Consider the following 26647-nt stretch of genomic DNA (forward strand, 5'->3'; position numbering starts at 1 on the left):
ACTCATGACCAACACCATTCCACGCTCCCCCGCCAAGGAAACCCGGAACCGCAGGCAGCAATCACCGGCCGGGAAGCCACCGAACCTGCGGCAGTCGCGGCCCCCGCTCCGCTCCCGGCTGGAACTGGCGGCGCTCCTGCTCGGCACAACCGTCCTGTACCTGTGGAACCTGGGCGCCTCCGGCTGGGCCAACGCCTTCTACTCGGCCGCGGCCCAGGCCGGGTCCCGCGACTGGACTGCATGGTTCTTCGGCTCGTCCGACTCCGCCAACGCCATCACCGTGGACAAACCCCCGGCCGCCCTGTGGATCACCGGCCTGTCGGTCCGTTTGTTCGGCCTCAACCCGTGGAGCATCCTGGTGCCGCAGGCGCTGATGGGCGTGGCCACAGCATGGCTGGTTTACCTGGCCGTGCGCCGCGCCGCCGGGCCGGCCGCCGGCAACGACCGGCTGGCCCACCTGGGCGGCCTGCTGGCCGGCGCCGTCATGGCACTGACGCCGGTGGCAACCCTGATGTTCCGCTTCAACAACCCCGACGCCCTGCTGGTGCTGCTCATGACCGCGGCCGCCTACTCGGTGCTGCGCTCCATCCAGGACGCGCGTTTCCGCTGGCTCCTGTTCGCAGGGGTTCTCCTGGGCTTAGGCTTCCTGACCAAGCAGCTGCAGGTCCTGCTGGTGGTGCCGGGCCTGGCGGCGGCCTACCTGCTCGCCGCCCCGGTCCGCCCCGGGAAGCGCCTGCTGCACCTGGCGGGCGCGGCAGGCGCCCTGCTGGTGTCCGCCGGGTGGTGGCTGGCCGCCGTCGAGCTCATTCCGGCGGAAAGCCGCCCCTACATCGGCGGCTCGCAAACGAACTCCATCCTCGAACTCACACTCGGGTACAACGGCCTGGGCCGGCTCAACGGCAATGAAACGGGCAGCGTCGGGGGCGGAAATGGCTGGGGAACGCCCGGGCTGCTGCGCCTGTTCAACAGCGAGTTCGGCGGGCAGATCGCCTGGCTGTTGCCGTCCGTGCTGATCCTCGCCGCAGCGCTGGTGTGGCTCGGCAGGCGGGCACCGAGGACGGACGCCGTGCGGGCGTCCGTTGTGATCTGGGGCCTCTGGGTGCTGGTCACCGGGCTGACGTTCAGCTTCATGGCCGGCATCATCCATCCGTATTACATGGTGGCGCTGGCACCGGGAATCGCCGGCCTGGCCGGACTGGGGGGCGTTCTCCTCTGGCAGCGCCGTTCGATGCCGCCCGCCGTGGTGCCGCTCGCTGCCGCGGTGGCCGCCGCGGGCGCCATGGCCTTCCAGCTGCTGGGCCGCTCCCCCGCCTATGTCCCGTGGCTCCGTTGGGCGGTGCTGATCGCGGCGCTGCTGGCTGCGGTCGTGCTGCTGGTTCCGCTGGCACCCGCCGGCTTGTTGGGCAGGGCACTGCAGCGTACGACGGCGGCTGCCGCAGTCGCGGCGGTCCTGGCCGGACCGCTGGCCTACTCCCTCACCACCGCGGCAACTGCACATTCGGGTGCGATTGTCAGCGCGGGGCCGTCAACAACGGGAGTGCGCGGCAACCTCCGCGGGCTGGGCAACTTTGGCCGGCAGGGCAGCATCGCCGGGCCTGGCGCCCTCGCCAATCCCGGTGCTGCCAATCCTGGTGCTGCCAATCCCGGCGCTGCCAATTCGGCGGGCAGGGCACCGGGCGGATTCGCCGGGCGGGGCGGCGGCGGGATGGGCGGGCTGCTCGGCGCCAGCACGCCGTCGGACGGGCTGGTGACAGCGCTCCAAACCGACGCGGCAAGCTACACCTGGGCGGCCGCCGTCGTGGGTTCGAACAATGCGGCCGGCTACCAGCTGGCCGCCGAACTGCCGGTCATGGCCGTCGGGGGCTTCAACGGTACGGATCCCGCCCCCACGCTGGAGAAATTCCAGCAGCTCGTGGCCGACGGCAGGATCCATTACTTTATCGGCGGAAGCATGATGCAGGGTGAAACGGGGTCCGACGCCGCGGCGCGGATATCGGACTGGGTGGCGGCCAACTTCCAGCCCGAAAGCATCGGCGGCGCCGCGGTCTACGACCTGTCCTGACGGCAGCCCGTCCGGGCAGCGGGCTGGACCCGCCGCGGTTAGAGACGCAGCGAGATGACCCGGCGGCCGTCCCCGTCTGCTTCCACCAAGGCGGTGACGGCCGTGTAGTCCGGGATATGCGGCACGCCGTCAGGAAGGACGCCAGTGTTCGGCCCCACAGCGACGGTCCGGATGCCGGCGGCGACTCCGGCGGCGATGCCGGCCGGGGCGTCCTCGAACACCACTGCCTCCGACGGCGCGACTCCCAGCAAGGATGCCCCGCGCAGGTAGCCCTCCGGATGCGGCTTGCCGCGGGACACGTCCTCGGACGTGACCACGGCGGCCGGCATGTCCACTCCTGCCGCGGCCATGCGGACGGCGGCGAGGTCGGGCGACGCCGAAGTCACCAGAGCCACGGCGTCGGGCGGCAGCGACCCGAGCAGCTGCAGCGCCCCGGGCACGGCCACGATGCCGTCGGTCTCGGTCAGTTCCATGTGGCCGAGCTCGGCAACCAGGGCATTGATGTCAGCGCCCTCGGGAGCGAAGCGGCGGACGGTATCCAGGGCCCGCACGCCGTGTGAGGTGCGGAGGATTTCCGGGAGGTCAAGGCCGTAGCGCCCGGCGAACTCTGCCCACACCCGCTCCACGATGGCCGTGGAATCCACGAGGGTGCCGTCCATGTCGAACAGGACGGCACGGGCTGTCAGCGTGACGGTGGCGGACTCGGCGGGAAGGCTCATGGCTTCCATCCTGCCTCATCCGGGTCCCGGACGCCTTTCGTTACTCAGCCGTTCGGCCGATTGGGGATGTACTGCACCGCCCACTTGTTGCCGTCGGGGTCGGCAAAGTAGACGAAGTGGCCCCAGTCCTGGATGTCCACGTCACTGACGTCCACGCCGTTCGCCTTGAGCTGGCTGTGGGCGGCATTGATGTCGCTGACCACCAGCTGGAGGCTCGGCGCGGTGCCGGGAGGAGCATCGTTGAGTCCCTCCCCGATGGCGATTGAGCAGCCCGAACCGGGCGGGGTCAGCTGGACGAAGCGGATGCCGTCCATGGGCCGCTCGTCGTAGTCGGCATTGAATCCGACCTTGTTGACGTAGAAGTCCTTGGCACGGTCCACATCGGACACCGGGACGAAGACGAGTTCAAGTTTCCAGTCCATGCTGCACAGGCTAGCCGGGGCGGCATGCGCTTCGGAAGGGCCGCGCGGAGGTCTTAACTCCGGGTCCGGGGAACTAGCCCGCGACGCCGTAGAGCCGGTCGCCGGCGTCGCCCAGGCCCGGCACGATGTAGGCCTTCTCGTTCAGCTTCTCGTCGATGGAGGCCAGGACGATCGTGACGTTGGCGCCCTTGAGTTCCTCCTCCAGCTTGGCCAGGCCCTCCGGGGCGGCCAGCAGGCAGATGCAGGTAACGTCGGCGGCACCGCGCTTGAACAGGAACTTGATGGCCTCACGGAGCGTGCCGCCGGTGGCGAGCATGGGGTCAAGGACGAAGATCTGCCGGCCCGAAAGGTCGTCCGGCAGGCGCTCCGCGTAGGTGATGATGTCCAGGGTTTCCTCGTCGCGGGCCATGCCCAGGAAGCCCACCTCCGCCGTCGGGACCAGCTTGGTCATGCCCTCAAGCATGCCCAGCCCCGCACGCAGGATGGGGACCACCAGCGGGGTGGGCTTGGTGAACGCGGTGCCGGTGGTGGTAGCGACGGGGGTTTCGATGGTGACCGGCTGGGTGCGGACGTCGCGGGTGGCCTCGTAGGCCAGGAGCGTGACCAGTTCCTCGGTGAGCTGGCGGAAGACCGGCGAGGGGGTGTTCTTATCCCGCAGGACGGTGAGCTTGTGGGCGACCAGCGGATGGTCCACGACGAGTGTGCGCATGGGTCAAAACTATCATCCGGGGCTTGGCTCCCTGCCCCTGGTTCCGGCTTCTCCCCCGGCATCGGCGGTCCCCTGCGCGTGCTCTGTCCGATCGGCTTTGCTGCCCTTGATGTGGGCGGGGTGTTCGAACGTGGGCGCGGGGCCGGCATGCTCCCGGCGGCGGAAATGATGGAACAGCCGGTGGGCCAGGATCACGACGCCCGTCCAGGCCGAGCCGATCAGCCAGGCGGCCATGACGTCCGTCAGCCAGTGGTGGCCGAGGAACACACGGCTCAGTCCCATGGCGATGATGAACACCGATCCGGCAACGATCACCCATGCCCGTGCGGAGGTCTTCCGGAACTGCAGGCACACCAGGTACACCACGATGCCTATCACCACCGTGGTGTTCAGTGTGTGCCCGCTGGGGAAGGACGGGGAGAATTCGAACGGCGGAACGGCGTCGACATGGTCCGGACGGGTGCGGCCCAGCAGCGTTTTGCCCACACTGGTGGCGGTGACGGAGACGGCCGCTGCGCCGCCCACCAGGATAAGCGGGCGCCAGCTGCGGCTGACATAGATCAGCCAGGCCACGAGGATGCTCGCCAGGATGGGCATGCCGACGCCGCCACCGATGTTCGTGAAGGCCGTGACGGCGGAATCAAGTCCGGGGTTCCGGAACTCCTTGGCCAGCTGGAGTGCGGGCTTGTCCAGCCCCGAGACGCCGTCCTGGTCCACCACGCTGTTGTAAACCTCGGCACTGAGCAGCGTGAAGGTGACCACCAGGAAGCCGCCGACAATCAGGGTGATCCACAGGGCCGCGTAGGGCCCCAGCCATCTGCCGTACCGGTCAGTGAGGGACTTCATCGTTACTCCCGGCGTTCGCGTTGTCCGATGCTAAGTATCCTTCGAAACTATCATTGACCCATGGCCCCGGCAGATCCGCAACACCTGGAATGGATGGGCCTTGCCCTCGAAGAAGCCCGGCGCGCCCTGGCAACCGAGGACGTCCCGATCGGCGCCGTCGTCATTGGTCCGGACGGCGCCGTCCTGGGTACCGGACGCAACGAGAGGGAAGCCCTCGGCGACCCCACAGCGCACGCCGAGGTGGTGGCGATCCGCGAGGCGGCCGCGCGGCTGCGGGAGCGTGCAGCCCGTGACGGCGGCAGCGGCGACGGCTGGCGCCTGGAGGACTGCACGCTGGTGGTGACCCTGGAACCGTGCGCCATGTGCGCCGGGGCGATCGTCCTCGCCCGGATCCACCGAGTGGTGTTCGGGGCCTGGGATGAAAAGGCAGGGGCGGCGGGCTCTGTCTTCGACATCCTGCGCGAGCGGCGCCTGAACCACTGGGTGGAGGTTTATGCCGGCGTGCAGGAGGAGGAATGCGGCGGGCTGCTGCGGGAGTTCTTCGCGACGCACCGCACCGGCAGTTCAGCTGTCGGCTAGGTGCCGCGCCACTGGCTGGGCGGCCCAGCCGGTCAGCTACCTGCGGCGTCCAGCGCGTCGATACGCTCCTGCCGGGACGTGGGCGAATCCAGGCTGAAGGAGCGGAAGTCGCCCAGATCCTCCCGGATCCACGCCTCAACCTCCGCGATGCGCTGTTCGGCTGCGGGCGTCCGGCCTGCGAAGAGCCAGGCCGCGATCCGTTCCCTGCCCGGATCGTACTGCCAGAGACCGATGATCCTGCCGCGGTCAAAGACGGGATGGTCAGGCAGGTCAGCCTGCAGCGCCAGGGTGGCGTTCAGCAACTTCCTGTCCCTGTCCTCCTCCGCAAACAGGTCCGCCGCGTTCCGCCGGTGCAGCACGAGCGAATCGGTGCCGGCCAGCAGGTGGATCTGTTCCTCCTCCGGCGGGCTGAAGTCCATGAGGCGTTCGACGTCGGCCGGCAGCATCCAAAGCACGTCGCCCGCAGCGGTGGGAACCTCCACAGCCCCGACGGCGGCGAGCGCCGCCTTGCTGTCCGTGAGGGTGAACCCGGTGAACCACTGGGACTGCTTGACGGTGGCCCCGCCCGTCCAGCTGAGGTAGCGGCGCATCAGTTCCTCGCGCGCCCCTTCGGGACCAAGCCGGCTGGGCGGCAGGCCCCAGGGCAGGTAGGCGTAACGCTGCCGGTCCAGCCGCCCGTTGACCGGAACGCGGCGGATCCGGCCGTCGGCCTGCAGCAGCCCCAGCGCCGTGGGCAGCGTGGTGGCGGCCCCCTTCTTCCTGCCCTCCTCGCCCAGGTTCCGCACCGATTCCCCCAGCTCCTCCTTGAGCTGCCGGGGGTCCAACGGGGTGTCCGCCTCGCCGAGGACGTGCAGGATCTGCTCCTTCAGGAGCGTGATCTCACCGCGGTCCACGCCGAGCCTGGCCAGCACCCGGAAGGCGTCCTCGGCGTTCTTGCCCAGGCTCAGCGCCCAGTCGAAGTCCTCCCGGCCCAGCACGTAGGTGCAGCCGCGGGCGGTGGGCAGTTCGTGGATCCTGAGTTCGCGGACGTCCTCGTCGACCTGCGCACGGCGGATCCCGGCGCGGGCGAAGAGGGTCAGATACGGGTTGGCACCGCCCACTGACCTGGCCCAGCCGGCGGTGGCGAGCACCTCCTGCGAGCTGCGGCCTTCGAGTGATCCGTCCAGCCCCTGCCGGTGCCAGGCCCAGGCGCGGAGCAGTTCCGGGGTAAGGGGTGCCGCGGTTTCCAGCGGGCGGGCGGGCACAGCGTGGGTAGCCATGGCCTCATTCTCCATCAGCAGGCCGGTGCGAGGAATGCCCGGCCGGCCACGCTTCCGGCGCCACGTAGCCGAGCACCTGCCGCGCGGTGGCGTCCCAGCCTGGCAGGAGGTGCCTGCCCACGAGGGCGCGGCGGCGCCATTCGGCACGCAGGCCGGGGTCCGTGAGCCAGCCGCGCAGCAGGGCGGCCAGCGGCGCGGGGTCCCCCTCGGCTCCTGCCGCGTCATCGCCTGCCGTGCCGGTGCTTTCCGGGGCGGCACCCAGTTCAACGCCTGCGCCCAGTTCGACGGCGGCACCTGGCAGGGCGGCGGCAGGCAGGGCGGGCTCTGCCCCCGCATCGGCTCCACGGCCCGGCGCCGGTTCCGCCCCCAGCCCCAGCGCCTCCACCGCCCCGGTCCCGGCCCGCACGACGACGGGCACCCCGCGTGCTAAGGACTCGGTGACCGCCATGCCGAAGGCTTCCACCTTGGAAACCAGCAGGCTCAGGTCGGCGGCGAGCCACTGCCGCTCGAGGGCGTCGCCGGTCAGTTCGCCGGGGAGCTGCACCCGGCCGTCCAGCCCGTGCCGGTCCACGGCCGCTGCGACCTGGCGGGCATAGTCGGGGTCCGCCGTGGCCGAGCCGACCAAGGCAGCGGTCCAGTCCAGGTCCTGCAGCCGGGCCAACGCACTGAGGAGAGTCAGCTGGTCCTTGTTGGGCAGCAGAGCCGCCACAGACAGCAGGTGCGGCGGCTCCGATCCGTGCGCCAGCCTGGCGCGTTCAGTTCCGGGCAGCGCGGCGCGGACACCCGCCAGGCCGTGCCGCCGGGTGATCTCGCCCGCCGCTGAACCGCTGGTGCAGATCACGCCCGCTGCCGCCCGAAGCGAGCGGGCTTCCAGGTCCGGGTGCTCGTCAAGGGGCATGTGCATCAGAACCCAGGGCGCCTGGCCGCTGGCGGCCGCAGCCTCCAGCGCTTCGGGCGCCCCGGAAGCGACCAGGCCGTCAACGATCGTCACAGTGCCCGCCGGCACCCCCGGCCGGCTGCCTGACGCGGCCCCCGCCGTGCCCAAAGACTTGGTTCCCGACATGAGCAACTTGGCCAGCCGCCGTCGTTCTTCCTTGCTGGCCACCGGCCAGTCACCGTTGACCGGCATGATGGTCACGTCGGCGCCCAGCTGCTCCAGCCCCTGCGCCAGCGCGGCGTTGTAAACGTTGCCGCCGGAGTTGTGGCGGATGTTCGCGGGAACCAGGAGCCGGATGGCTGGCGGCGCGGGCACCATCAGGGCCTCAGCTGGCGCCGAACTCAAGGGAGTAGGTGGCCCAGGCGTCGGGGTTTTCGCGCAGGGTGACGTCTACGCCGGCGAGTTCCCGGCCGTCCGTGTCCTCCCGCAGGCGCTCCGCGACGGCGTGGGCGATGTACTGCGCCAGCGCCTCCGTGGTGCTCAGCTTTCCGGCGAAGTCCGGGTGCTCGTCCAGGTTGCGGTAGTTGAGTCCGGCCAGCACTTCCTCAATGATGCCGCCCGCCGCGCCGATGTCCAGCACAATGGCGTCATCGTTGAGGGCGCGACGGCGGAACGTCACCTCCGCCACGAAGGTTGCCCCGTGCAGGCCCTGGGCGGGCCCGAACACCTCCCGCGGAAGGCTGTGGGCGATCATGAAGTGGCGTCGTACGGTCAGGCTGAACAAGGGTTACCTCACGGTTTCGGTCGTTGTGATCTGGTCATTAATCGCGGGATCGGTGGCGGCGGGGTACTCAATCACGTGGCAGAGCGCGTCCAGCCGCCCGTCGGCCAGGTCCTGGACCACGCCGGGCAGGTCGGCGAACGCGGAGGCGCCCGTGAGGAAGGCCTCGAACACCGGATCTTTCAGCAGGGACACGGCGAGGTCCAGCCGGTCGGCGTTGGTCCGGCGGTGCCGGCGGGCCCGTGCCACGGCGCCCACCTGGCTGGCACGGATGGAGAGCCTGCGGGCATGGAAGTCTTCACCGAGCGGGATGGTGATTTTCCGGTCGGCGTACCAGGACATTTCGATGATTTCGCCTTCGTCGCCCACCAGTTTCAGGCTGCGCTCCAGCCCGCCCTCCGACGCGGAGCAGTGGAACACGATGTCGCAGTCCGGCAGGGCGTCGTCGGGATGGGCGAAGTCCACGCCCAGTGTGTCGGCTAGCTCCTTGCGGACGGGATCGAGGTCGACAAGCTGGAGCCGTGTCAGGGGGAACGTCCGCAGAAGGGTGGCCACCATGCCGCCCACGAGCCCGGCGCCGATCACGGCGACGCGGTCGCCCAGCCTGGGGCCCGCCTCCCAAAGGGCATTCACAGCTGTTTCCACGGTGCCGGTGAGGACCGCGCGGCGGGGAGGGACGCCGTCGGGAACGCGGGTGAGCGAGGTTACCGGGACCACGTAACGGTCCTGGTGCGGATGGAGGCAGAAAACGGTCTGCCCCGCCCAGTCCGCGGGGCCCTGCTCCACCACGCCGACCGACAGGTAGCCGAACTTCACGGGCGATGGGAAGGAGCCTTCCTGGTGCGGGGCGCGCATCTCCTCGGCGATGCAGGGCGGAACGGCGGCCTGGTGGACCACAAGTTCGGTGCCTTTGCTGATGCCCGAATACAGCGAGCGCACCAGCGCCTCCCCGGGGCCGGGGACTGGCAGTGTCTCGCTGCGCAGTTCACCCTGGCCGGGTCCGACGGTCCAATATGCGCTTGCTTGGTTCTGCTGCTGGTTAGTCATCTTGCTTATGAATCTAGTGCCCGGGCCCGTTTTCCGGGAAGATGTGTCCCGGCGCGCCTGCATCGGAGGTGCGCTCCGCGCCTGGCTCCTGCTTCATTGCCGGGAAAAAGCATGCCGTTTTGGGGATGCGGGCCTTGCTCCGGTACCCTATTCAGGTTGGTGACGTGTCCGAGCGGCCGAAGGTGCAACACTCGAAATGTTGTTTGGTGTAACAGCCAACGTGGGTTCAAATCCCACCGTCACCGCCACATAGAAGGGCCCCGGTTTCCTTACTGAAGGGAACCGGGGCCTTTTGCTTTGTCCCGCGCTGGAAACCCTCGCCGGAACAGTGGCGTTTGGGGGCGGCGGCCCGCCCATTCCCCGGTTAGCAGAGCAGGCCGCCTACCGAAGCCGTAGATCATGGAGACCCGTTACAGCGACGGTAGCGCGATAGTACCGCCGGGGGCTTGGGAAAAAGTGGCGCCGATTTGGAACCTAAGCAAGCTGTCCATTAGTTTTGATGGGTCGCTCCGTGTTCCCCCATATGCGGAGCGGTTGCCTAGAAGAACCCCGCTGCACATGTGCAGCGGGGTTCTTCGCTTGGCGGGTATCCCCGGCGGCTACTCGGTGCCGGGATTCTGGTCAGCGCCGGATTTCTGGTCTCCACCGGACTTCTGGTCGCGGTCGAGAAGGTTCTTCTTGATCTCGTCCAGCTTCTCCTTGATGACCCGCTCCGCATCCGAGATGGTCTTCCCGGCGGTGCTCAGGGGATCCAGCTGCACGTACACTTCATGCCCCACGGGCAGGTCGTACTCATCCTTCAGGTGAGTGCCGCCGCCGACACCGTCCAGGGTCAGGTACACCTGGGCGTCGGTGCGGGCGATTCCGGCGATCCGGCCGAACACCACGGTGAAATCGTTTGGCTGAAAGCTCACTGTCTGGCCGACGTGGCTGCGGTCAAGATCCCCCGCCGTCACGGCCTTCTCGTACTGGCTTCCGCTGTAGTTCATCGCTACTCCTCAATTTTGGGGGTGGTGACTTACGCCAGCAGTCTATGGCGGACGGGCGGCTCGCGCTTGAATGGTTGCAGATCTTTTCGCGGGCAGGAGGCAGACATGAACGCCAAGGTCAGCAGGAGCACGGACTACGCCTTCGTCACGGTCTGGCGCGTGGCCGGGACCGCGGCGGACGTCGCAGAACTCCTGGGCGACCCCGAAGGACTCGCCCGGTGGTGGCCATCCGTATACCTCCGGGTGGAACAAATCCATCCGGGCGAGGACAACGGCGTCGGACGGATGGCCAGGCTCCACACCAAGGGCTGGCTGCCCTACACGCTGCTCTGGACCCTGACCGTCACGGAGCCCATCACCAGCAAAGGCTTCGCGATCCGCGCAACCGGTGACCTGGACGGCACCGGACGCTGGACGTTCGAGCAGGACGGGCCGGAGGTCGTGATCACCTACGACTGGCGGGTCAGCGCAACCAAGCCGCTGCTGCGGCGGCTCAGCTGGCTGCTGAAACCGGCGTTCTCGGCCAACCACCGCTGGGCGATGGCCCGCGGGCAGGAAAGCCTGGCCCTGGAGCTTCGGCGCCGGCGGGCGGGAAGCGGCCCGCACACTGTCCCCGCACCACCGCCGCCCACGTTCCCGCGGGTGGCGGGACGTGGGCGGCGGATGGACCGGCAGGTACGTGGCTAGGCGTTAGCCAGTACCGGCTCCGGCGGTGCCTCGTTCCGGCTGGCCTTCGGCTTGGCAAACCTCAGGTACAGCGACGGGACCACGAACAGGTTGAGCAGCGTGGACGTCACCAGCCCGCCAAGGATCACCAGGGCCATGGGATGTTCAATCTCGTGGCCGGGGATGTTCCCCAGGACCACCAGCGGCACCAGGGCAAGCCCGGTGGCCAGTGTGGTCATGAGGATCGGCGAGAGGCGTTCGCCGGCGCCCCGCAGGACCAGTTCCGGACCGAACTTTTCGCCCTCATATTTCTCCAGGTGCTGGCAGTGGTTGATGAGCAGGATGCCGTTCCTGGCCGCGATGCCCATGACCGTCAGGAAGCCCACAATGGAGCCCAGTGACAGGACACCGCCGCCCAGGAAGGCAGCGAACACGCCGCCCACCAGCGCAATCGGAAGGGTAAGGATCACCAACGTCGCCAGCCGCCAGCTGCCGAAAGCCACCTGCAGGAGCAGGTAGATCACGGCCAAGGCGCCAATGGCGAGTGTCAGGAGTGTGCTTGTGGCCGCCTGGCGCTCCTGGAACTCACCCAGGATCTGCGTGCGGAAGCCTTGGGGCAGCTCAACTTTCTTGAGCCCTTCCTCCATGGCCGCAACCACGTGGCCCAGCTGGCCTTCCTTCACGTTGGCCTCGATATCGATCCGCCGCGAGTGCGCATCGCGCTGGATCACGTTCGGGGTCGGCTTCACCTGGACACTGGCCACATCGGACAGCAGGATCTTCTGCCCGCTCGGGGTATCGATCGGGAGGTTCCTGATGCTGGTGATGTCGGAACGGACCTCCGGCGGACTCCAGACCTGGACGTCATAAGCCTTGCCGCCCCGGTACACGTCACCGACTTCCTCGCCGGCAACCAGCCACGCCGCTGCCCTCCGGACATCGCCCGGCTTCAGACCGTAGCTCTGGGCCTTTTCCAGATCAACCTCGATATTGAGCTGCGGAATATCCTTCTGCAGTGCCGTGTGTGGGGCAACTGTGCCTTCCGTCTGCTCAAAGATTGACTGAATTTCCGCCGCCTTTGACCGCAGGAGCGCCAAGTCATCCCCGTAAAGCCGGACGACGACGGCGTCGCTGGCACCGGTGAGAACCTCACGGATCCTCTCTTTCAGGTAGGTCTGGACGTCCCGCACAATGCCGGGATAGCCGTCGACCACCTCGTGGATGGATTTCAGCGTCTTGTCATAATCGACCGCGGGGTCGATGCTGATCCAGTTCTCGCCGAAGTACACACCCACCACTTCGTCAGCGTTGAAGGCCTGCCCGATGTGTGAGCCGCAGTTCCGGACCCCCGGGATCGTCAGCAGTTCCTCGCAGGCCTTCTGGCTGACGCGGTACTCCTCGGTCACCGAGGTGCCCGGCTGGGTCAGCCAGTGCATCAGGAAATCGCGCTCCTTGAAATCAGGGAGCAGTGACTGCCCGAGCAGCGGTGCCGTGATGGCACCGATGGCCGCCATGGCGCCGAAGGTCGCGTATCCCGCCACCGGCCGCCTCACCATCTTGCTCAGGACCCTGCGGTAGCCGCGTTTCAGTACCCTCACCAGCGGCGGTTCCTGCTCCTTCAGCGGGACTTTCCGCATGAAGATCAGTGCCAGCGCGGGTGTGACGGTCAGCGCCACGAGCATCGAGGCCAGCACCGCCAGGGTGTAGGAGATGGCCAGCGGCCTGAAGAAGGCCCCGGTCAGACCCTGCAGGAAGAAGATCGGCACCGCCGCGGCGATGATGATCAGCGTGGCGTAGATGATAGGCCCGCGGACCTCCAGGGAGGCTTCCAGGACCACCGACGCCGTGGATCTTGTTCCGCCCTCAGCGCGGTGCTGCCGGAGTCTTCGGATGATGTTCTCGATGTCGATGATCGCATCATCCACCACCACCCCGACGGCAATCACCAGCCCCGCAAGGACCATCGTGTTCACCGACGCTCCCGTGAGGTAAAGCACGGACGCCGCCGTCACCAGCGACAGCGGGATGGCGATGAGGCTGATCAGCGCCGTGCGCCACTGGAAGAGGAACGCCCCCAGCACCAGCACCACGAGGATGCAGCCCAGCATCAGCGCCCGGCTGAGGTTGTTCAGGGACTCCTCGATGAATGTCGCCGGACGGAAGATTTCCGTGTCAATGCTGATGCCGCTGAGTCCCGGCTTCATCTGCTCCAGCGCCGCTTCCACGCCCTTCGTCACTTCCAGGGTGTTGCCCCAGGGAAGTTTCTCAACGATGAGCATCAGCCCCTCGCCCTGGTTGATCACGGCGTCGCCAATGAGCGGCTGGTGGTCCTCGACCACATTGGCCACGTCACCGAGGCGGAGCGGCTTCCCGTTCTTCTCCTCGATGGTGATCTCCGCGAGATCCTTGGGTGTGGTGATCGGCAGCACGTGCTGGATGCTGATCCGCTGGTTGGGCGTCTCAATGTGGCCGCCGGTGCCAATGACGGAACCCGGCGAATACTGCAGCAGGCCCGCGTCAAGGGCGTTGGCAGTGACTTCCATGACCTGGTTCAGGCTGACGTCGTTGGCCTTCAGCTTCTCCGGAATGGCCTGCACCTGCAGCATCTGCAGGCGCTCGCCCCAGATGGCCACATTGGCCACGCCCGGGACCCGCAGCAGGTGTGCGCGGATCTTCCAGTACGTGATCATGGACATCTCCATGAGTGACCGCTGGTCCGAGGTCAGGCCGATCTTCATGACGCGGCTGGTGGATGACAGCGGTTGCAGCATCACCGGAGGGGCGGCCCAGGTGGGCAGCGACGGCGTGACGTTGGCGATGCGCTCCGAAACCAGCTGGCGTGCCTTGAGCAGGTCCGCCCCCGGAGCGAAAAGCAGCACGATGGAGGACAGCTGCTCAACCGATTTGGAGCGGATCTCATCCAGGCCTTCGACGCCGTTGAGGGCGTCTTCGAGCGGAACGGTCACCAGCTGCTCCACCTCGGCGGCTGTCAGGCCAATGGCGATGGTCTGGATTTCCACCTTCGGGGGCGCGAATTCGGGGAAGACGTCCACCGAGGCCGTGCTGAGCTGGACGCCGCCGAACGCCATCATTGCCACCGCGATGGCCACCACCAAGGCGCGGAATTTCAGGCTGAACCCGACAATCCGGCGCATGTCAGTGACCCTTTGTGCCGAATTCGGCGCCGAACAGTTCCGCGGCACCAATGGTGACAACTTCGGTTCCGACAGCCGGGCCTGACCGGAGCTGCACCTTGTTGTCGGCGATCTTGTCCACGGTCACCGCGGCCCGGATGTAGGTTCGCGGCTCGGGATTCGTATATACCCAGGTCTTGCCGTTGGCGTCGTAGACGAGGGCGCCGTACGGCACCTGCAGCGGGCTGCCTTCACCCTTGGCCACCTTGACCGTTGTAACTCCCAGCCGTTCCACTGCTTTGTCTGTCAGTGTCAGCTTGTTCAGATCAGCGCCGGCCTTCTCCATGCTGGCCGCCGCCGACGTGGCGGTGGCGGCGGGTTTCACCGCGGCACACCCGGAGAGCCCCATCGATGCTGCACAGGCCACTACGAGAACAGGACGCCAGACCCCAAAACCACTATTGCTTTTCATGACAATTCCGACCTCTCTGCCAGAACCGGTCCGTTGTTGATCACCAATGAGCTCCCCCAGTCCGTGTTGGAGCGCGGACCAATGCGGAGGAAGAGGATCGGCAGAATAAAGAGGGTCAGCAGGGCAGAAGTGATGAGACCGCCCCACACAACCAGCGCCAGCGGAAGGATCATGCCGCCGCCGACCGGGCCGCCGAGCAGCACCAGCGGCACCAATGCCAGCCCGGTGATTACGGTGGTCAGAACAGTGGGCAACAGCCGCTCCCCGGCTGCCTGCCGCATGAGATGCGCCGGCGAATCCGACGGGGTGCGGGCCTGAAGGGACTGGTATGTTCCCATCAGCATGACCACGTCCCGGATCGCCAGGGCGAGCACCGCCGCCAGCGCCACCAGCACATAGACAGAGCCGAATCCGCCGGTCAGTGCGACGGCGGCGATGCCGCCGGACAGCGCCACCGGAAGCAGCACGAAGACCAGCCCCGCGAGCCGCCAGTTGCCAAGAACCGTCAGCAGCAGGACCAGGATTCCAGCCGCTGCCGCGAGGGCCAGCCACCAGACAAATGAGCCGGCGGCCTCCTTCTCGGAGTACTGCGGAGGAATCTCGGCGTGGTACTCCACCGGGAACTGCATTCCCTTGATGGCGGCCTGGACGTCCCGGGTGACGTCACCAAGGTCGCGGCCCTGGATGTTGGCCACGACGTCGATGCGCCGGGATGTGTCGTCGTGATGGATCACCGTCTGGTTCGGGCGCAGCGTGACCTTGGCCACGTCACCCAGCCGGACCTGCCCGCCCTCTGGCTTGTCGACCATCATGTCCGTGACGCTTGTCAGGCTGCTGCGGGTGGCTTCCGTGCCCTTGACGATCACCTGGAAGACCTTCTGCTGCTCGAACAGGTACCCGACCTCGATGCCCTGCAGGACGGTGGCAGCCGCCCGCCTGACATCGCCGGGCTTGATGCCCTGCTTCTGCGCCGCAGCCAGATCGACCTCGATTTCCGCAACAGGCTGGTCTGCCGTTGCATCGACCTGCGGCTCAACCACACCCTGCGTACGTGCCAGGATGTCGCGGATTTCGCCTGCCTTCTGCCGGAGGATGTCCAGATCCACGCCGTACACGCGCACGCGGAACTGGCGGTTATCGATCGCGCTGGCGGCGGCAACCTGCTGCTCCGGGTAGGTGGTGACCGTGGCTGTCAGGCCCGGGTACCCCTCAACGATCTCCCGAACGTCAGAGCGCACGCTGCTGATGTCCGCACCGTCCTTCATGGTCACCCAAAGCTCGCCGGCGTTGACGTCAGCGGATGTATCAGAGGTAATGGCGCGACCCACATGGCCACCCACCGAGGCGACTCCGTCGATTCCGCTGAGCTCTTCGCTGGCGTTGGTCATCACCCGGCTCATCACATCGGCCCCGGTGCTTGCGGCTCCGGCCCACTCCACGAGGAGGGTCCGGTCAGGAACAGCGGCCACAACAGGAAGTTCCTTCGTGGCTGAAGGGACGATTGCCAGTGCTGCAATGGCCAGGGCAGCCGCCGCAAGGGCGACGACGGTGGCTATGGCTCCGGTGAAGGCCCGAGCCGCACGCTCGTAGCCGAGCCGCGCCTTGCGGAGGATCGAAAGGCTGCGCCGCGGCCGCCGGTGACCCCGCAGCAGCAGGCTCGCGAGCGCGGGCGTGACTGTCAGGGCAACGAGCATGGCCACAGCGGTGGCCAGCAGGTAGGACAGCACCAGGGGCTTCAGGAACGCCCCTTCGACGCCGGGAACAAACAGTGACGGTGCCAGGGCCAGCAGCGCCGCGAGTCCCGCGAACAGGACAGGGACGCGGGACCGCTGCAGCCCGTGGGCCAGCAGCGCTTCGCGCGACACCCGGTCATCGGCCGATTCCCGCCGGAAGCTGTGCAGGTCCGTGATGACATCGCCGATCACAACCAGCAGGGCCAGGACCAGGCCGGCGAACGCCATGACGTTCAGGACCGCTCCCTGGAACTGCAGCACCAATGCAGCAGCCATGGCCGCCACCGAAATGGAGACCAGGGCCAGCAGGGCGTAGCGCCAGGAGCGGAACGCAAGGCCGATCAGGGCGGTGACCACCAGGAGGCTGACCAGCAGGGCGAGGCCCAGGCTGCCGACAGCCGACTCAACAAACGAAGCCGGCCGGAACACGGTGGAGTCCACGGTGATGCCGGAAAGGCCTGGGCGCAGCCCGTCCAGGACCGCCTCAACGCCGTCAGTCACTTCCGCGACACTCGTGTCCGGGAATTTCTCGATGACCAGCAGCAGGCCGGGCGTCTTGCCGGTGACGGCATCGCCAATCAGTGGCTGGTGGTCCTCGCTGAGGGTGGTGACGTCGGACAGGGTCAGGGACTTGTCGGTTGCGCCTTCAACGCTGACTTTGCCGAGGTCTTCCGGCGTGCGGATCGGAAGCACGTGCTGGATGCCGATGCGCTGGTTGGCTGACTCGAGGAAGCCGCCCGTGCCCGGGGTTGAGGCTTCGAGGAAGCTCAGCGGGGACACCCACACCGCGTTTCCGGCCGTCTCGACCACCTGGTTAAGGGTGACGTTCTTCGCGCGGAGCTGCTTCGGGTCCACCTGCACCTGCAGCTGCTGTTCACGCTGGCCGTAGATGGAGACGTTTGCCACGCCCGGGACACCCATCAGGGCCGGTTTGACGTCCCAGCGGGCCAGGACGGACATGTCGATCGGCGAGACGTCCTGGGACGTCATCTGCACCATCATGACGCGGCTCGTCGAGGAGAGCGGCTGCATCAGCACGGGCGGGGACGACACGTTGGGCAGCGCGAAAGCCTGCGTCAGGCGCTCTGCCACGAGCTGCCGGGCGCGGAGAATGTCGGTGCCCGGCTCAAAAACCATCTCAATTGAGGAGAGGCCCGGGACTGACTTCGACCGTATTTCGTCGAGCCAGGCAACCCCGTTCAGCAGGTCGGCCTCCATGGGCGAGGTAATGAGCTGTTCGACCTCCACGGCGGACAGGCCCAGTGCCTCGGTTTGGATCTCCACGTGCGGCGGAGAGAATTCTGGAAGATTATCCACTGGCATTGACGGCAGGGCGGTTAATCCGTACCCCAGAATGCCGGCAGCAGCGGCTAAAACAATCAATCGAAACTTAAGACTCCAGCGGACAAGCCAACCGGTCATATCCTCAGCCCCCATCGTTATTGGCTTCGGCGGCGTTGCCGGAAACCAATGACTGATGCGCCTCTTCAGGAACGTCCGCGGCGGCGTTGCCGCGGACGAGTGCCGAGCTGTCTCCCCTCAACCCTGCGCATCCCCCTTGCCGGGGGACACTTCCGGCCACGGGAGTGATGATGGATCGCGGCCAGACTGCGAGCTTTGTTTTCTTGACGGATTCCTTGCCGGTTTTCGGTTCCTACAAGGGGTGTGGACAAGTAAGACCAAGATCATTTTGGCACACCGAAAACTGCAGATCAACGCAACTTTTCCGCGTAAATTCGCTAATTCTGCGCTACAAAACTGGTTTATCGTTGCATCAACGTCGGCGGGAAGCTCTTGGAGCCGAACGAAAAGGCTCCGTGGTCCCGATGTCACAATCAGGGCGTCAAATGAGGGTCTCCGCCGCGCCTTCGTTGACTCCTGCAGGAAGGCCAGCAATGTTAGTGCCATGAGGTCTCAGCGAATCAACAACGGACTGTTTAGCACGACGGCGGCTGCCGCACTGGCGCTGCTGCTCACCGCCTGCGGACCAAACCAGCCCGCCACCCAGGGGACAACTGAACCGGCAACCGGCTCAACCACCCCGAGCACGCAGGCAGCCCCCGAAACTTCCACCCCGCCGTCGACCTCTGTCCCGCCCTCGGAAACTGAGCCGGCCTCCCCGGCCCCCACCTCGGCGGCACCCCAGTCCACGGCCGCCGGCACCCAGCTGTGCAAGGCTTCGGAACTGAAAGCCACCACTGACGCGACAGGCGGCGGTGCCGCGGGCAGCGTCTACATGGAGCTGATCCTCACCAACAGCGGCAAGGCCTCCTGCCATTTGAAGGGGTTTGCGGGCGTGTCCCTGACCACCGGACCCAACGGCCAGCCGATCGGTGCCCCCGCTCAGCGCGACACCTCCGTGGCGGTCCAGGATGTCCTGCTGGCGCCAGGGAAGTCGGGCAGCGCAGTGCTCCGCTACACGCAGGCGGGGAACTACCCGGACTGCAACAAGACCGCGGCTGCCGGTTTCCGGATCTATCCGCCGGAGGACACGGCGTCCCTGTTCGTGGCCCGGCCGTCGGATGCCTGCAGCAATGCTTCCATCGACCTCCTGACCATCGGCGCTTTCCAGGCCCGTTAGGCCACAACTTGCTTCAGGCAACCTGCCGTGCCGCAGCCCTGTTCCGACCCTAAGTTCGTAAGTACACTTACGGTTACGTCGGGGTCCCCGCTGGTAGTGCGGGAGCCCGCCGCGGGAACGCCCCGCGGCAAAGACGCAGGCCAAAGGCGGGTTGAGGCAGTGACGTCACTCTGGTTGGACCGCACCGACACTTTTACCGGCGATCCGTTCACCCCCGGCGAGTCCTTCGACACGGTCGTGGTGGGGGCGGGCCTGACCGGCCTGGTCACGGCGCTGCTTCTGGCCCGTTCGGGACAGAACGTGCTGGTCCTGGAAGCACGCGGCCTGGGCGCCGTGGCCACCGGCAACACAACGGCCAAGGTCACTTTGCTGCAGGGCACCGTACTCTCATCCCTCCGGCAGCAATACCCCCAGAAGGTGGTGGACGCGTATGTGGCCGGCAACCGGGAGGGGCAGGCCTGGCTGCTGCGGTACCTGGAGCAGCGCGGTGTGCCCTTTCAGCTGCGCGACGCCTTCACCTATGCCGCCACGCAGGAGGGCACCGAAGCGGTCCGTGCGGAGCTCACCGCAGCCCTCGCCGCCGATTTGGAGGTGGACTACGTCCGCGACGCTGGACTGCCGTTTCCCATCCGTGGCGCCGTGCGCCTTCGCGGGCAGGCCCAGATCAACCCCATGGATGTGCTCAATGCGCTGGCAGAGGACGTCCGGAGCCACGGCGGCCGGATTGTCACCGGGGTCAGGGTCCGGAACGTCACCGGCGCGGGGCCGTCGACGGTCCATGCCGACCAGGGGTCGGTCCAGGCCGACTCCGTCGTGCTGGCCACCGGCACCCCCATCCTGAACCGGGGCCTCTACTTCGCCAAACTTAAGCCAAACCGCTCCTACGCCGCAGCCCTCGAACTCGCCGGGAACGCCGCCCCGCCCGAGGGCATGTACATTTCCGTGGAGCAGCCCGTGCGGTCCATCCGGGACTACCCGGCCGACGGCCGGAATCTCCTCCTGGTGGGCGGCAACGGGCACCCGGTGGGCAAGGCACGCTCGGAACAGGCACACCTGGACAACGTGCTGTCCTGGGCCCGGGAACACTTCCCCGGCGCCACCGTCACCCACACCTGGTCGGCGCAGGACTACCAGGCAACCAACCTCATGCCGTTCTTCGGCAAGCTGCCCCGCGGCCGCGGGCGGATCTTCTTCGGCACCGGCTACAACAAGTGGGGAATGACCAACGCCGTGGCGGCATCCCTGGGTATCGCCGCGGATATCCTGGGCGGCCAGCTGCCATGGGCCGACACCATCCACCGGAGGGTCACGTCGCCTCCGGGTGCCGCCTCAGCCATATCCCTCAACGCCGGCGTGGCGGCCACACTGGCCAAGGACTGGGGCAGGCTGCAAAAGCCGCCCACGTCGGCTGGCGGCGTCACCGCCGGCGGGGCCGCCCCGGCAACCGCCCCGGCAGAAGGCACGGGCACCGTGACGATGCGCGAACGCAAGCCCGTTGCCACCTCCACCGTTGACGGAACGACGTGCAGCCTGTCTGCGGTCTGCACGCACCTGGGCGGAATCCTGCACTGGAACGACAACGAAAAGTCGTGGGACTGTCCGCTGCACGGCTCCCGGTTCAGCAACACCGGGCAGGTCCTGGAGGGGCCGGCCACGCGGGACCTGCCCGCAGCCGAATAGGGCGTGCGCGCCTCATGCTCCTCTGGCTGTCAGTGCCGTGAGGCATGATGGAGGCATGCAGTCGCAGGAGCCCGCCCGCACTTCACCAGGGGACCCGATGGGCCAGTTCAGCCGGCCCACCCGGGAGTGGTTCCTCGGTGCCTTCTCCGAGCCCACCCCCGCGCAGCAGGGGGCGTGGAACGCGATTTCTTCCGGCTCCCATGCACTCGTGGTGGCCCCCACGGGCTCAGGCAAGACACTCGCGGCGTTCCTGTGGGCGCTGGACCGGCTGCTGGTGTCCGGGGCCTCAGCAACGGCGCCTGCCATGCCCGGGGCCGGGGTGCTGCCGGGCCTGGAACAGCCCCAGGACGAGGCCAGGGCCAAGCCGGCCAGGGCACGGAAGCCCAAACGGAAAACCCGCGTACTCTATATATCCCCGCTCAAGGCGCTTGGCGTCGACGTCGAACGCAACCTCCGCTCGCCCCTCATCGGCATCACACAGACGGCCAAACGGCTGGACCTGCCGGCACCGCTGATCACCGTCGGAGTCCGCTCCGGCGATACCCCCGCCTCGGACCGCCGTGCGCTGCTCAGCAATCCGCCGGACATTCTGATTACCACCCCCGAGTCCCTCTTCCTGATGCTCACCTCCAGGGCGCGGGAAACGCTCAGCGAGGTGGACACCATCATCGTGGACGAGGTCCACGCCGTGGCAGGCACCAAGCGCGGCGCACACCTCGCCGTCTCGCTCGAGCGGCTGGACGCCTTGCTGCCGACGCCCGCGCAACGGATCGGGCTCTCGGCCACGGTTGAGCCGCGGGAGCTGGTGGCACAGTTCCTCGCCGGCTCGGCACCTGTGGAGATCGTGGCGCCTCCGGCACGGAAGAACTGGGATCTGACGGTTTCCGTCCCTGTGGAGGACATGTCCGATCTGCAGGGCGCTGCCGGCGCCTTCGATTCCGGTCCGGCGTCCGGCCTGCAGCCGCAGGCATCGATCTGGCCACACGTGGAGGAAAAAATCGTGGACCTGGTGCTCGCCAACCAGTCCACCATCGTGTTTGCCAACTCGCGGCGGCTGGCGGAACGCCTCACGGCACGGCTCAACGAGATCCATGCCGAACGCCAGCTCCTGACGGTGGGCGGGGGCTGGGATGATCCTGTACCATCCGTTCCTGCCGGCGTCCCGGCGTCCACCGGCACGCCTGCACACATGATGGCGCAGGCCGGCAGCACCGCGGGGGCCGAACCGCTGCTGGCCCGGGCCCACCACGGTTCCGTCTCCAAGGACCAGCGTGCCCTGATCGAGGACGACCTCAAGTCGGGCCGGCTCCGCTGCGTTGTGGCCACGTCCTCGCTGGAACTCGGCATCGACATGGGTGCCGTGGACCTCGTGGTGCAGGTCGAGTCCCCGCCCTCGGTGGCCAGCGGGCTGCAGCGGGTGGGCCGGGCCGGGCACCAGGTGGGCGAGATTTCCCAGGGTTACCTTTTCCCCAAGCACCGCGCCGACCTCGTGCACACCGCCATCACGGTTGAACGCATGCTGGATGGCAAAATCGAACGCCTGAGCGTGCCGGCCAACCCGCTGGACATCCTGGCCCAGCAGACCGTTGCCGCCACGGCGCTCGGGAGCATCGACGTCGAGGAATGGTTCTCCACCGTCCGCCGTTCCGCCCCCTTCGCCACGCTTCCCCGGTCCGCCTTCGAGGCCACACTGGACCTGCTGGCCGGGCGTTACCCCTCGGATGAGTTCGCCGAGCTCCGTCCCCGGATCGTCTGGGACCGGAACGCCGGAACCATCGAGGGCAGACCCGGCTCCCAGCGGCTGGCCGTTACCTCCGGCGGCACCATCCCGGACCGGGGGCTGTTCGGTGTCTACATCATCGGCACGGAGATGGAGGGGTCCGCCTCACCTGCGGGGGCCGGCGACGGCAAGGGCTCCGGAACGGCCCCGGCCAAGGGCGGCCGCCGGGTCGGCGAGCTCGACGAGGAGATGGTCTACGAATCCCGCGTTGGAGACATCTTCGCCCTGGGCGCCACCAGCTGGAAGATCGAAGACATCACGCACGACCGCGTCCTTGTCTCGCCGGCCTTCGGCCAGCCCGGCAAACTGCCCTTCTGGAAGGGCGATTCCCTGGGCCGCCCTGTGGACCTGGGCCGCGCCCTTGGCGCGTTCGTCCGCGAACTGTCAGGGTCCGACGTCGGCCCCGCCACCGAACGCTGCAAGGCCAGCGGCCTTGACGACTTCGCCGCCAACAACCTCCTGCAGTACCTGTCCGAGCAGAAGCAGGCCACCGAGGTGGTCCCGAGCGACACCACGCTGGTGGTGGAACGCTTCCATGACGAACTCGGCGACTGGCGGGTCATTCTGCACAGTCCCTTCGGCATGCCGGTCCACGCGCCCTGGGCCCTTGCCGTGGGCCAGCGGCTGCACCAGAGGTACGGTCTGGACGGTTCCGCCATGGCCGCAGACGACGGCATCGTGCTCCGGGTGCCCATGATGGAGGACGAGCCTCCCGGGGCCGAGCTATTCCTGTTCGACCCGGAGGAGCTGGAGCAGATTGTCACCGCCGAGGTGGGCGGCAGCGCCCTGTTCGCGTCCCGCTTCCGCGAGTGCGCGGCGCGTGCCTTGTTGCTGCCGCGGCAGACACCCGGCAAGCGGCAGCCGCTGTGGCAGCAGCGCCAGCGGTCCGCCCAGCTGCTGGACGTCGCCCGGAAATACCCGTCGTTCCCGATCGTGCTGGAAACGGTCCGGGAATGCCTGCAGGATGTGTACGATCTGCCGGCCCTGAAGGACATCGCCGCCTCGGTTGAACGGCGTGAACTACGGATTGTCCAGACCACCACGCAGCAGCCGTCCCCCTTCGCCAAATCCCTGCTGTTCGGCTACGTGGCGCAGTTCCTCTATGAGGGCGATTCCCCGCTCGCCGAACGCCGGGCGGCTGCGCTGGCGCTCGACTCCACGCTGCTGAATGAACTCCTGGGCCGGGTGGAACTGCGTGAACTCCTGGACGCGCGGGTCATCGACGCCACCGAACGCGAGCTGCAGCGCCTGGCCCCCGATCGGAAGGTCCGCGGCGTCGAGGGGGTGGCCGATCTCCTCCGCCTGCTCGGCCCGCTGGATGCCGGGGAGGTCGCCGCCAGGCTTGCTCCGCCGGTTCAGCCTGCCGAAATCCAGACTGTTGAAACCGAACTGCTGGTTGAGCCCGCCGAAAGCGAGACTCTCGGGGCCGAGCCTCAGGTTGAGCGGGCCGAAACCACGCCTGCCGAAGCCCCGCCGTCGCAGGCGACACTGGCCGAGGCCGCCGGGCATCTCGCCGCGCTCCAGCGGGCTAACCGGGCCATCAAGGTGGCCATTGCCGGCGTCGAACGCTTTGCCGCGGTGGAAGACGCGGCCCGGCTGCGCGACGCCATCGGCGTGCCGCTGCCCATGGGCGTCCCCCTTGCCTTCATCGAGCCGGTGGCCGACCCGCTGGGCGACCTCGTGTCGCGGTATGCCCGCACCCATGGCCCGTTTACCGCCACCGAAGCCGCCGCCAGGCTGGGACTTGGTGCCGCCGTCGTCGGAACTGCCCTGAAGCGGCTGGCGGCCGACGGCCGCGTGGTTGAGGGCGAGTTCCGCCCCCACGCCGAATCCCCCGTAGCTGAGCCTGCAGCCGCTGAGGGCGAGGCCGGCCTGTCCGGCGCAGAGTCCGGCTCAGGCCTTGATCCGGTCACGGAAGCGGCGGCTGCCTCGGCCGTCGCATCCGCCGCAGTGGCGCTGGCTGGCAGTGAATGGTGCGACGCCGAAGTCCTCCGCAAGCTCCGCCGCCGTTCCCTCGCCGCCCTGCGTGCCGAGGTGGAACCCGTGGACATCACCGCCTACGGCAGGTTCCTTCCGGCCTGGCAAAATGTCCGCACTCCCGGCGGCAGACGGGGACATTCGGCGCTGCGCGGCTTGGACGGCATCGTGACCGCCGTGGACCAGCTTTCCGGCGTGCCCATACCGGCCTCGGCCTGGGAACCGCTGGTGCTCGCCAGCCGCGTGTCCAACTATCAGCCGGCCATGCTGGACGAGCTCATGGCCGCCGGGGAGGTCCTGTGGTCGGGGGCCGGGGCGCTGCCGGGCAACGACGGCTGGATCAGCCTGCACCTGGCGGACTCGGTGGAACTGACGCTGAACCCCGCCCCTGACTTTGAACCGGGTGACGCCCAGCAGCGGCTGCTGGACCACCTGCAGGCCAACGGCGGCGGCTACTTTTTCCGGCAGCTGACCGATATTGCCGGCGGCATGGACGCGGTCCTTGGCGACCAGGACGTCGTGTCCGCTATCTGGGACCTGGCGTGGGCCGGCCGGGTCACAGGGGACACTTTTGCGCCGGTCCGGGCCCTGATCGCCGGCGGCCACACAGCCCACCGGCAGGTGGCCCGCGCGCCGCGGGCCCGGGCGCCCCGCCTCAGCCGGCTCGGACGGTCCCACGGCACGGGCCTGCTCGGCTCGCCGGGGCTGTCCGGCGGTCGGTACGGGTCGGCCGGCGGGGCGGCGCCCACCCCGCCCCTTGCGGCGGGCCGCTGGTCAGCGCTTCCGACGCCCGAACTCGATCCCACCGTCCACGCCCGCGCCACCGCGGAGCTGCTGCTGGACAGGTACGGCGTGGTCACCCGGGGATCGGTCATGGCCGAGAACATCCTGGGCGGATTCGGCCTCGTGTACAAGGTCCTGGCCCGGCTGGAGGAGGCCGGGCGCTGCCGGCGCGGCTACTTCATCGAACATCTCGGTGCCGCCCAGTTTGCGGTGCCCGCAACCGTTGACCGGCTGCGCTCATACACCGAGGACGCCCAGCTGGCCAAGCCGGAACCCGTGGCGCTGGCCCTGGCGGCAACGGATCCCGCAAACCCCTACGGCGCCGCCCTCCCGTGGCCCGCCACCGACGCCGACGCCGGCACAGGCCACCGCCCCGGGCGGAAAGCCGGAGCCCTGGTGGTCTTGGTCGATGGCGCTCTGGCGCTGTACGTGGAGCGCGGCGGCAAGACGCTGCTGGTGTTCACGGAGGACGAATCCGTCCTTGCCGCCGCGGCTGCTGCCCTCGTGGATGTCGTGAAACGCGGCGCCATGGACAAGCTCGTCATGGAAAAGGTCAATGGCCACGACATCCTCGGCACTCCCACCGCATCGGCGCTGACGGCCGCTGGCGCCTATTCCACGCCGAAGGGGCTGAGGATCCGTGCCTGAAGGCGACTCCGTCTGGCGCGCCGCCAACCAGCTGCATGCTGCCCTCGCCGGCCAGAAGCTTCTCGCGTCGGACTTCCGCGTGCCCCGCTTCGCCACCCTGAACCTGGCCGGCTGGACCATGGAGGAGGTGCTCCCCCGCGGCAAGCACCTGCTCATGCGGCTGGTGGGCCCGGGCCAGGAACGGCTGACCATCCACTCGCACCTGAAGATGGAGGGCAGCTGGCAGGTCTACCCGCCGGGCGGCCGGTGGCGGAAGCCGGGGTTCACGGCCCGGTGCGTGCTCCGCACCGCCGCAGCCGACGCCGTCGGATTTTCCCTGGGCCTGCTCGAGGTGATCAAGACCAGCGAGGAGGAGAGGGCGGTGGGTTTCCTCGGCCCCGACCTGCTCGGCCCCGACTGGGACCCGGCAGAGGCCGAACGCCGCGTGGCTGCGAAGCCCGACGTGCCGGTCGGGGTGGCGCTGCTGGACCAGAGCAACCTCGCCGGCATCGGCAACATCTACCGCTGCGAGGTGTGCTTCCTTGCCGGCATCCACCCGGCGTCGCCTGTTGCCGCGGTGAAGGACTGGCCCGCCATGTTTGCCGATGCCAGGCAGCTGCTCGAGGCTAACCTCGGCCCGGGCCGCCGGACCACCCTGCTCAATGCCCGCGGAACACCGGTGGGCCGGGCGGCCGGCCGGCCGGGGTACTGGGTGTACCGGCGCGAGCACCAGCCGTGCCTGCGCTGCCGGACCCCCATCCGCCACGGCGTGCTGGGCAAGAGTGCGCCTGGCAGTGGCGGCCACCGGGGCGGCTCGGCAGGGGTCACGGAAGAACGCGACATCTACTTCTGTCCGAAGTGCCAGCCACTGCTGGGCGCCGCCGAAGCCTGACAGCCCGGGCTGCGGGGAAGGATGAACGTCAG

Annotated in this window: 19 protein-coding genes and 1 tRNA gene; 8 read left to right on the forward strand and 12 right to left on the reverse strand. The window is 68.1% G+C overall.

Translation table 11 applies throughout. From position 1 onward, the window contains the following. Positions 1-4: 4 nt before the first annotated feature. The gene (locus ACFUTU_RS08115; RefSeq protein WP_377962989.1) at positions 5-2062 is read left to right on the forward strand and encodes an ArnT family glycosyltransferase; all 2058 of its coding nucleotides are present in this window, start codon (positions 5-7) and stop codon (positions 2060-2062) included. Between the two features lie 38 nt (positions 2063-2100). Here ACFUTU_RS08115 and ACFUTU_RS08120 read toward each other — a convergent pair whose 3' ends face one another. The 4 genes from ACFUTU_RS08120 to ACFUTU_RS08135 form a co-directional block, all read right to left on the reverse strand. Beyond that, complete coding sequence (locus ACFUTU_RS08120; protein WP_377962991.1) at positions 2101-2781, reverse strand: HAD-IA family hydrolase; 681 nt, start codon at positions 2779-2781, stop codon at positions 2101-2103. Positions 2782-2825: 44 nt separating this feature from the next. Further along, on the reverse strand, positions 2826-3203 hold the full coding sequence (locus ACFUTU_RS08125) for a VOC family protein (protein WP_377962993.1): 378 nt from the start codon (positions 3201-3203) through the stop codon (positions 2826-2828). A gap of 73 nt (positions 3204-3276) precedes the next feature. Then, on the reverse strand, positions 3277-3912 hold the full coding sequence (gene upp / locus ACFUTU_RS08130; protein WP_377962995.1) for a uracil phosphoribosyltransferase: 636 nt from the start codon (positions 3910-3912) through the stop codon (positions 3277-3279). 12 nt (positions 3913-3924) lie between these two features. Next, positions 3925-4758 carry a phosphatase PAP2 family protein gene (locus ACFUTU_RS08135; RefSeq protein ID WP_377962997.1) on the reverse strand — a complete coding sequence of 278 codons (834 nt, stop codon included), beginning with the start codon at positions 4756-4758 and terminating at the stop codon, positions 3925-3927. 60 nt (positions 4759-4818) lie between these two features. Here ACFUTU_RS08135 and ACFUTU_RS08140 point away from each other — a divergent pair, with 60 nt between their 5' ends. Next, positions 4819-5337, forward strand: coding sequence for a nucleoside deaminase (locus ACFUTU_RS08140; protein ID WP_377962999.1), 519 nt, complete (start codon positions 4819-4821; stop codon positions 5335-5337). 32 nt (positions 5338-5369) lie between these two features. Here the strand turns inward: ACFUTU_RS08140 and ACFUTU_RS08145 are convergent, their stop codons facing one another. The 4 genes from ACFUTU_RS08145 to ACFUTU_RS08160 are packed head-to-tail and all read right to left on the reverse strand — an operon-like array spanning position 5370 to position 9301. Next, positions 5370-6596, reverse strand: coding sequence for a DNA glycosylase AlkZ-like family protein (locus ACFUTU_RS08145; protein ID WP_377963001.1), 1227 nt, complete (start codon positions 6594-6596; stop codon positions 5370-5372). A 4-nt stretch (positions 6597-6600) separates the two neighbouring features. Then, complete coding sequence (locus ACFUTU_RS08150) at positions 6601-7851, reverse strand: glycosyltransferase family 4 protein (RefSeq protein WP_377963111.1); 1251 nt, start codon at positions 7849-7851, stop codon at positions 6601-6603. 7 nt (positions 7852-7858) lie between these two features. Continuing rightward, on the reverse strand, positions 7859-8257 hold the full coding sequence (locus ACFUTU_RS08155) for a 6-pyruvoyl tetrahydropterin synthase family protein (protein ID WP_377963003.1): 399 nt from the start codon (positions 8255-8257) through the stop codon (positions 7859-7861). A 3-nt stretch (positions 8258-8260) separates the two neighbouring features. Next, the gene (locus ACFUTU_RS08160; protein WP_377963005.1) at positions 8261-9301 is read right to left on the reverse strand and encodes a zinc-binding alcohol dehydrogenase; all 1041 of its coding nucleotides are present in this window, start codon (positions 9299-9301) and stop codon (positions 8261-8263) included. A 158-nt stretch (positions 9302-9459) separates the two neighbouring features. Here ACFUTU_RS08160 and ACFUTU_RS08165 point away from each other — a divergent pair. Next, a tRNA-Ser gene (locus ACFUTU_RS08165) sits at positions 9460-9549 on the forward strand. 351 nt (positions 9550-9900) lie between these two features. On the opposite strand, the gene ACFUTU_RS08170 is transcribed toward ACFUTU_RS08165, so the two are convergent. Next, positions 9901-10290 (reverse strand): hypothetical protein, encoded by a 390-nt coding sequence (locus ACFUTU_RS08170; RefSeq protein WP_377963007.1) that lies wholly within the window; start codon positions 10288-10290, stop codon positions 9901-9903. 105 nt (positions 10291-10395) lie between these two features. Here ACFUTU_RS08170 and ACFUTU_RS08175 point away from each other — a divergent pair, with 105 nt between their 5' ends. After that, positions 10396-10977 (forward strand): SRPBCC family protein, encoded by a 582-nt coding sequence (locus ACFUTU_RS08175; protein WP_377963009.1) that lies wholly within the window; start codon positions 10396-10398, stop codon positions 10975-10977. Here ACFUTU_RS08175 and ACFUTU_RS08180 read toward each other — a convergent pair. From ACFUTU_RS08180 to ACFUTU_RS08190, 3 genes are read right to left on the reverse strand one after another with little or no spacing between them, the layout of a single operon-like run. Continuing rightward, on the reverse strand, positions 10974-14111 hold the full coding sequence (locus ACFUTU_RS08180) for an efflux RND transporter permease subunit (protein WP_377963011.1): 3138 nt from the start codon (positions 14109-14111) through the stop codon (positions 10974-10976). The genes ACFUTU_RS08175 and ACFUTU_RS08180 overlap by 4 nt on opposite strands. 1 nt (position 14112) lies before the next feature. Further along, positions 14113-14562, reverse strand: a complete 450-nt coding sequence (locus ACFUTU_RS08185; protein WP_377963013.1) for a hypothetical protein — start codon at positions 14560-14562, stop codon at positions 14113-14115. Next, the gene (locus ACFUTU_RS08190) at positions 14559-17732 is read right to left on the reverse strand and encodes an efflux RND transporter permease subunit (RefSeq protein ID WP_377963015.1); all 3174 of its coding nucleotides are present in this window, start codon (positions 17730-17732) and stop codon (positions 14559-14561) included. Before ACFUTU_RS08190 ends, ACFUTU_RS08185 begins: the two co-directional genes overlap by 4 nt. Before the next feature lie 469 nt (positions 17733-18201). On the opposite strand from ACFUTU_RS08190, the gene ACFUTU_RS08195 reads away from it, so the two are divergent. From ACFUTU_RS08195 to ACFUTU_RS08210, 4 genes are all read left to right on the forward strand, one after another. After that, on the forward strand, positions 18202-18876 hold the full coding sequence (locus tag ACFUTU_RS08195) for a DUF4232 domain-containing protein (protein ID WP_377963017.1): 675 nt from the start codon (positions 18202-18204) through the stop codon (positions 18874-18876). 159 nt (positions 18877-19035) lie between these two features. Continuing rightward, entirely contained in the window at positions 19036-20556 is a 1521-nt protein-coding gene (locus ACFUTU_RS08200; protein WP_377963019.1) for an FAD-dependent oxidoreductase, read from the forward strand. 55 nt (positions 20557-20611) lie between these two features. Next, complete coding sequence (locus ACFUTU_RS08205; RefSeq protein ID WP_377963021.1) at positions 20612-25744, forward strand: DEAD/DEAH box helicase; 5133 nt, start codon at positions 20612-20614, stop codon at positions 25742-25744. Then, positions 25737-26615: an Fpg/Nei family DNA glycosylase gene (locus tag ACFUTU_RS08210; RefSeq protein ID WP_377963023.1), complete on the forward strand. Its 879-nt coding sequence runs from the start codon at positions 25737-25739 to the stop codon at positions 26613-26615. Before ACFUTU_RS08205 ends, ACFUTU_RS08210 begins: the two co-directional genes overlap by 8 nt. Positions 26616-26647 lie beyond the last annotated feature (32 nt).

The organism is Arthrobacter sp. NPDC057388, assembly GCF_042668165.1.
GTDB lineage: Bacteria > Actinomycetota > Actinomycetes > Actinomycetales > Micrococcaceae > Arthrobacter.

Coding starts and splice junctions, on each gene's coding strand:
- ACFUTU_RS08115 (WP_377962989.1), top strand. CDS start 5: ATGACCAACACCATTCCACGCTCCCCCGCCAAGGAAACCCGGAACCGC.
- ACFUTU_RS08120 (WP_377962991.1), bottom strand. CDS start 2,781: ATGAGCCTTCCCGCCGAGTCCGCCACCGTCACGCTGACAGCCCGTGCC.
- ACFUTU_RS08125 (WP_377962993.1), bottom strand. CDS start 3,203: ATGGACTGGAAACTTGAACTCGTCTTCGTCCCGGTGTCCGATGTGGAC.
- upp (WP_377962995.1), bottom strand. CDS start 3,912: ATGCGCACACTCGTCGTGGACCATCCGCTGGTCGCCCACAAGCTCACC.
- ACFUTU_RS08135 (WP_377962997.1), bottom strand. CDS start 4,758: ATGAAGTCCCTCACTGACCGGTACGGCAGATGGCTGGGGCCCTACGCG.
- ACFUTU_RS08140 (WP_377962999.1), top strand. CDS start 4,819: ATGGCCCCGGCAGATCCGCAACACCTGGAATGGATGGGCCTTGCCCTC.
- ACFUTU_RS08145 (WP_377963001.1), bottom strand. CDS start 6,596: ATGGCTACCCACGCTGTGCCCGCCCGCCCGCTGGAAACCGCGGCACCC.
- ACFUTU_RS08150 (WP_377963111.1), bottom strand. CDS start 7,851: ATGGTGCCCGCGCCGCCAGCCATCCGGCTCCTGGTTCCCGCGAACATC.
- ACFUTU_RS08160 (WP_377963005.1), bottom strand. CDS start 9,301: ATGACTAACCAGCAGCAGAACCAAGCAAGCGCATATTGGACCGTCGGA.
- ACFUTU_RS08170 (WP_377963007.1), bottom strand. CDS start 10,290: ATGAACTACAGCGGAAGCCAGTACGAGAAGGCCGTGACGGCGGGGGAT.
- ACFUTU_RS08175 (WP_377963009.1), top strand. CDS start 10,396: ATGAACGCCAAGGTCAGCAGGAGCACGGACTACGCCTTCGTCACGGTC.
- ACFUTU_RS08180 (WP_377963011.1), bottom strand. CDS start 14,111: ATGCGCCGGATTGTCGGGTTCAGCCTGAAATTCCGCGCCTTGGTGGTG.
- ACFUTU_RS08185 (WP_377963013.1), bottom strand. CDS start 14,562: ATGAAAAGCAATAGTGGTTTTGGGGTCTGGCGTCCTGTTCTCGTAGTG.
- ACFUTU_RS08190 (WP_377963015.1), bottom strand. CDS start 17,732: ATGGGGGCTGAGGATATGACCGGTTGGCTTGTCCGCTGGAGTCTTAAG.
- ACFUTU_RS08195 (WP_377963017.1), top strand. CDS start 18,202: ATGAGGTCTCAGCGAATCAACAACGGACTGTTTAGCACGACGGCGGCT.
- ACFUTU_RS08205 (WP_377963021.1), top strand. CDS start 20,612: ATGCAGTCGCAGGAGCCCGCCCGCACTTCACCAGGGGACCCGATGGGC.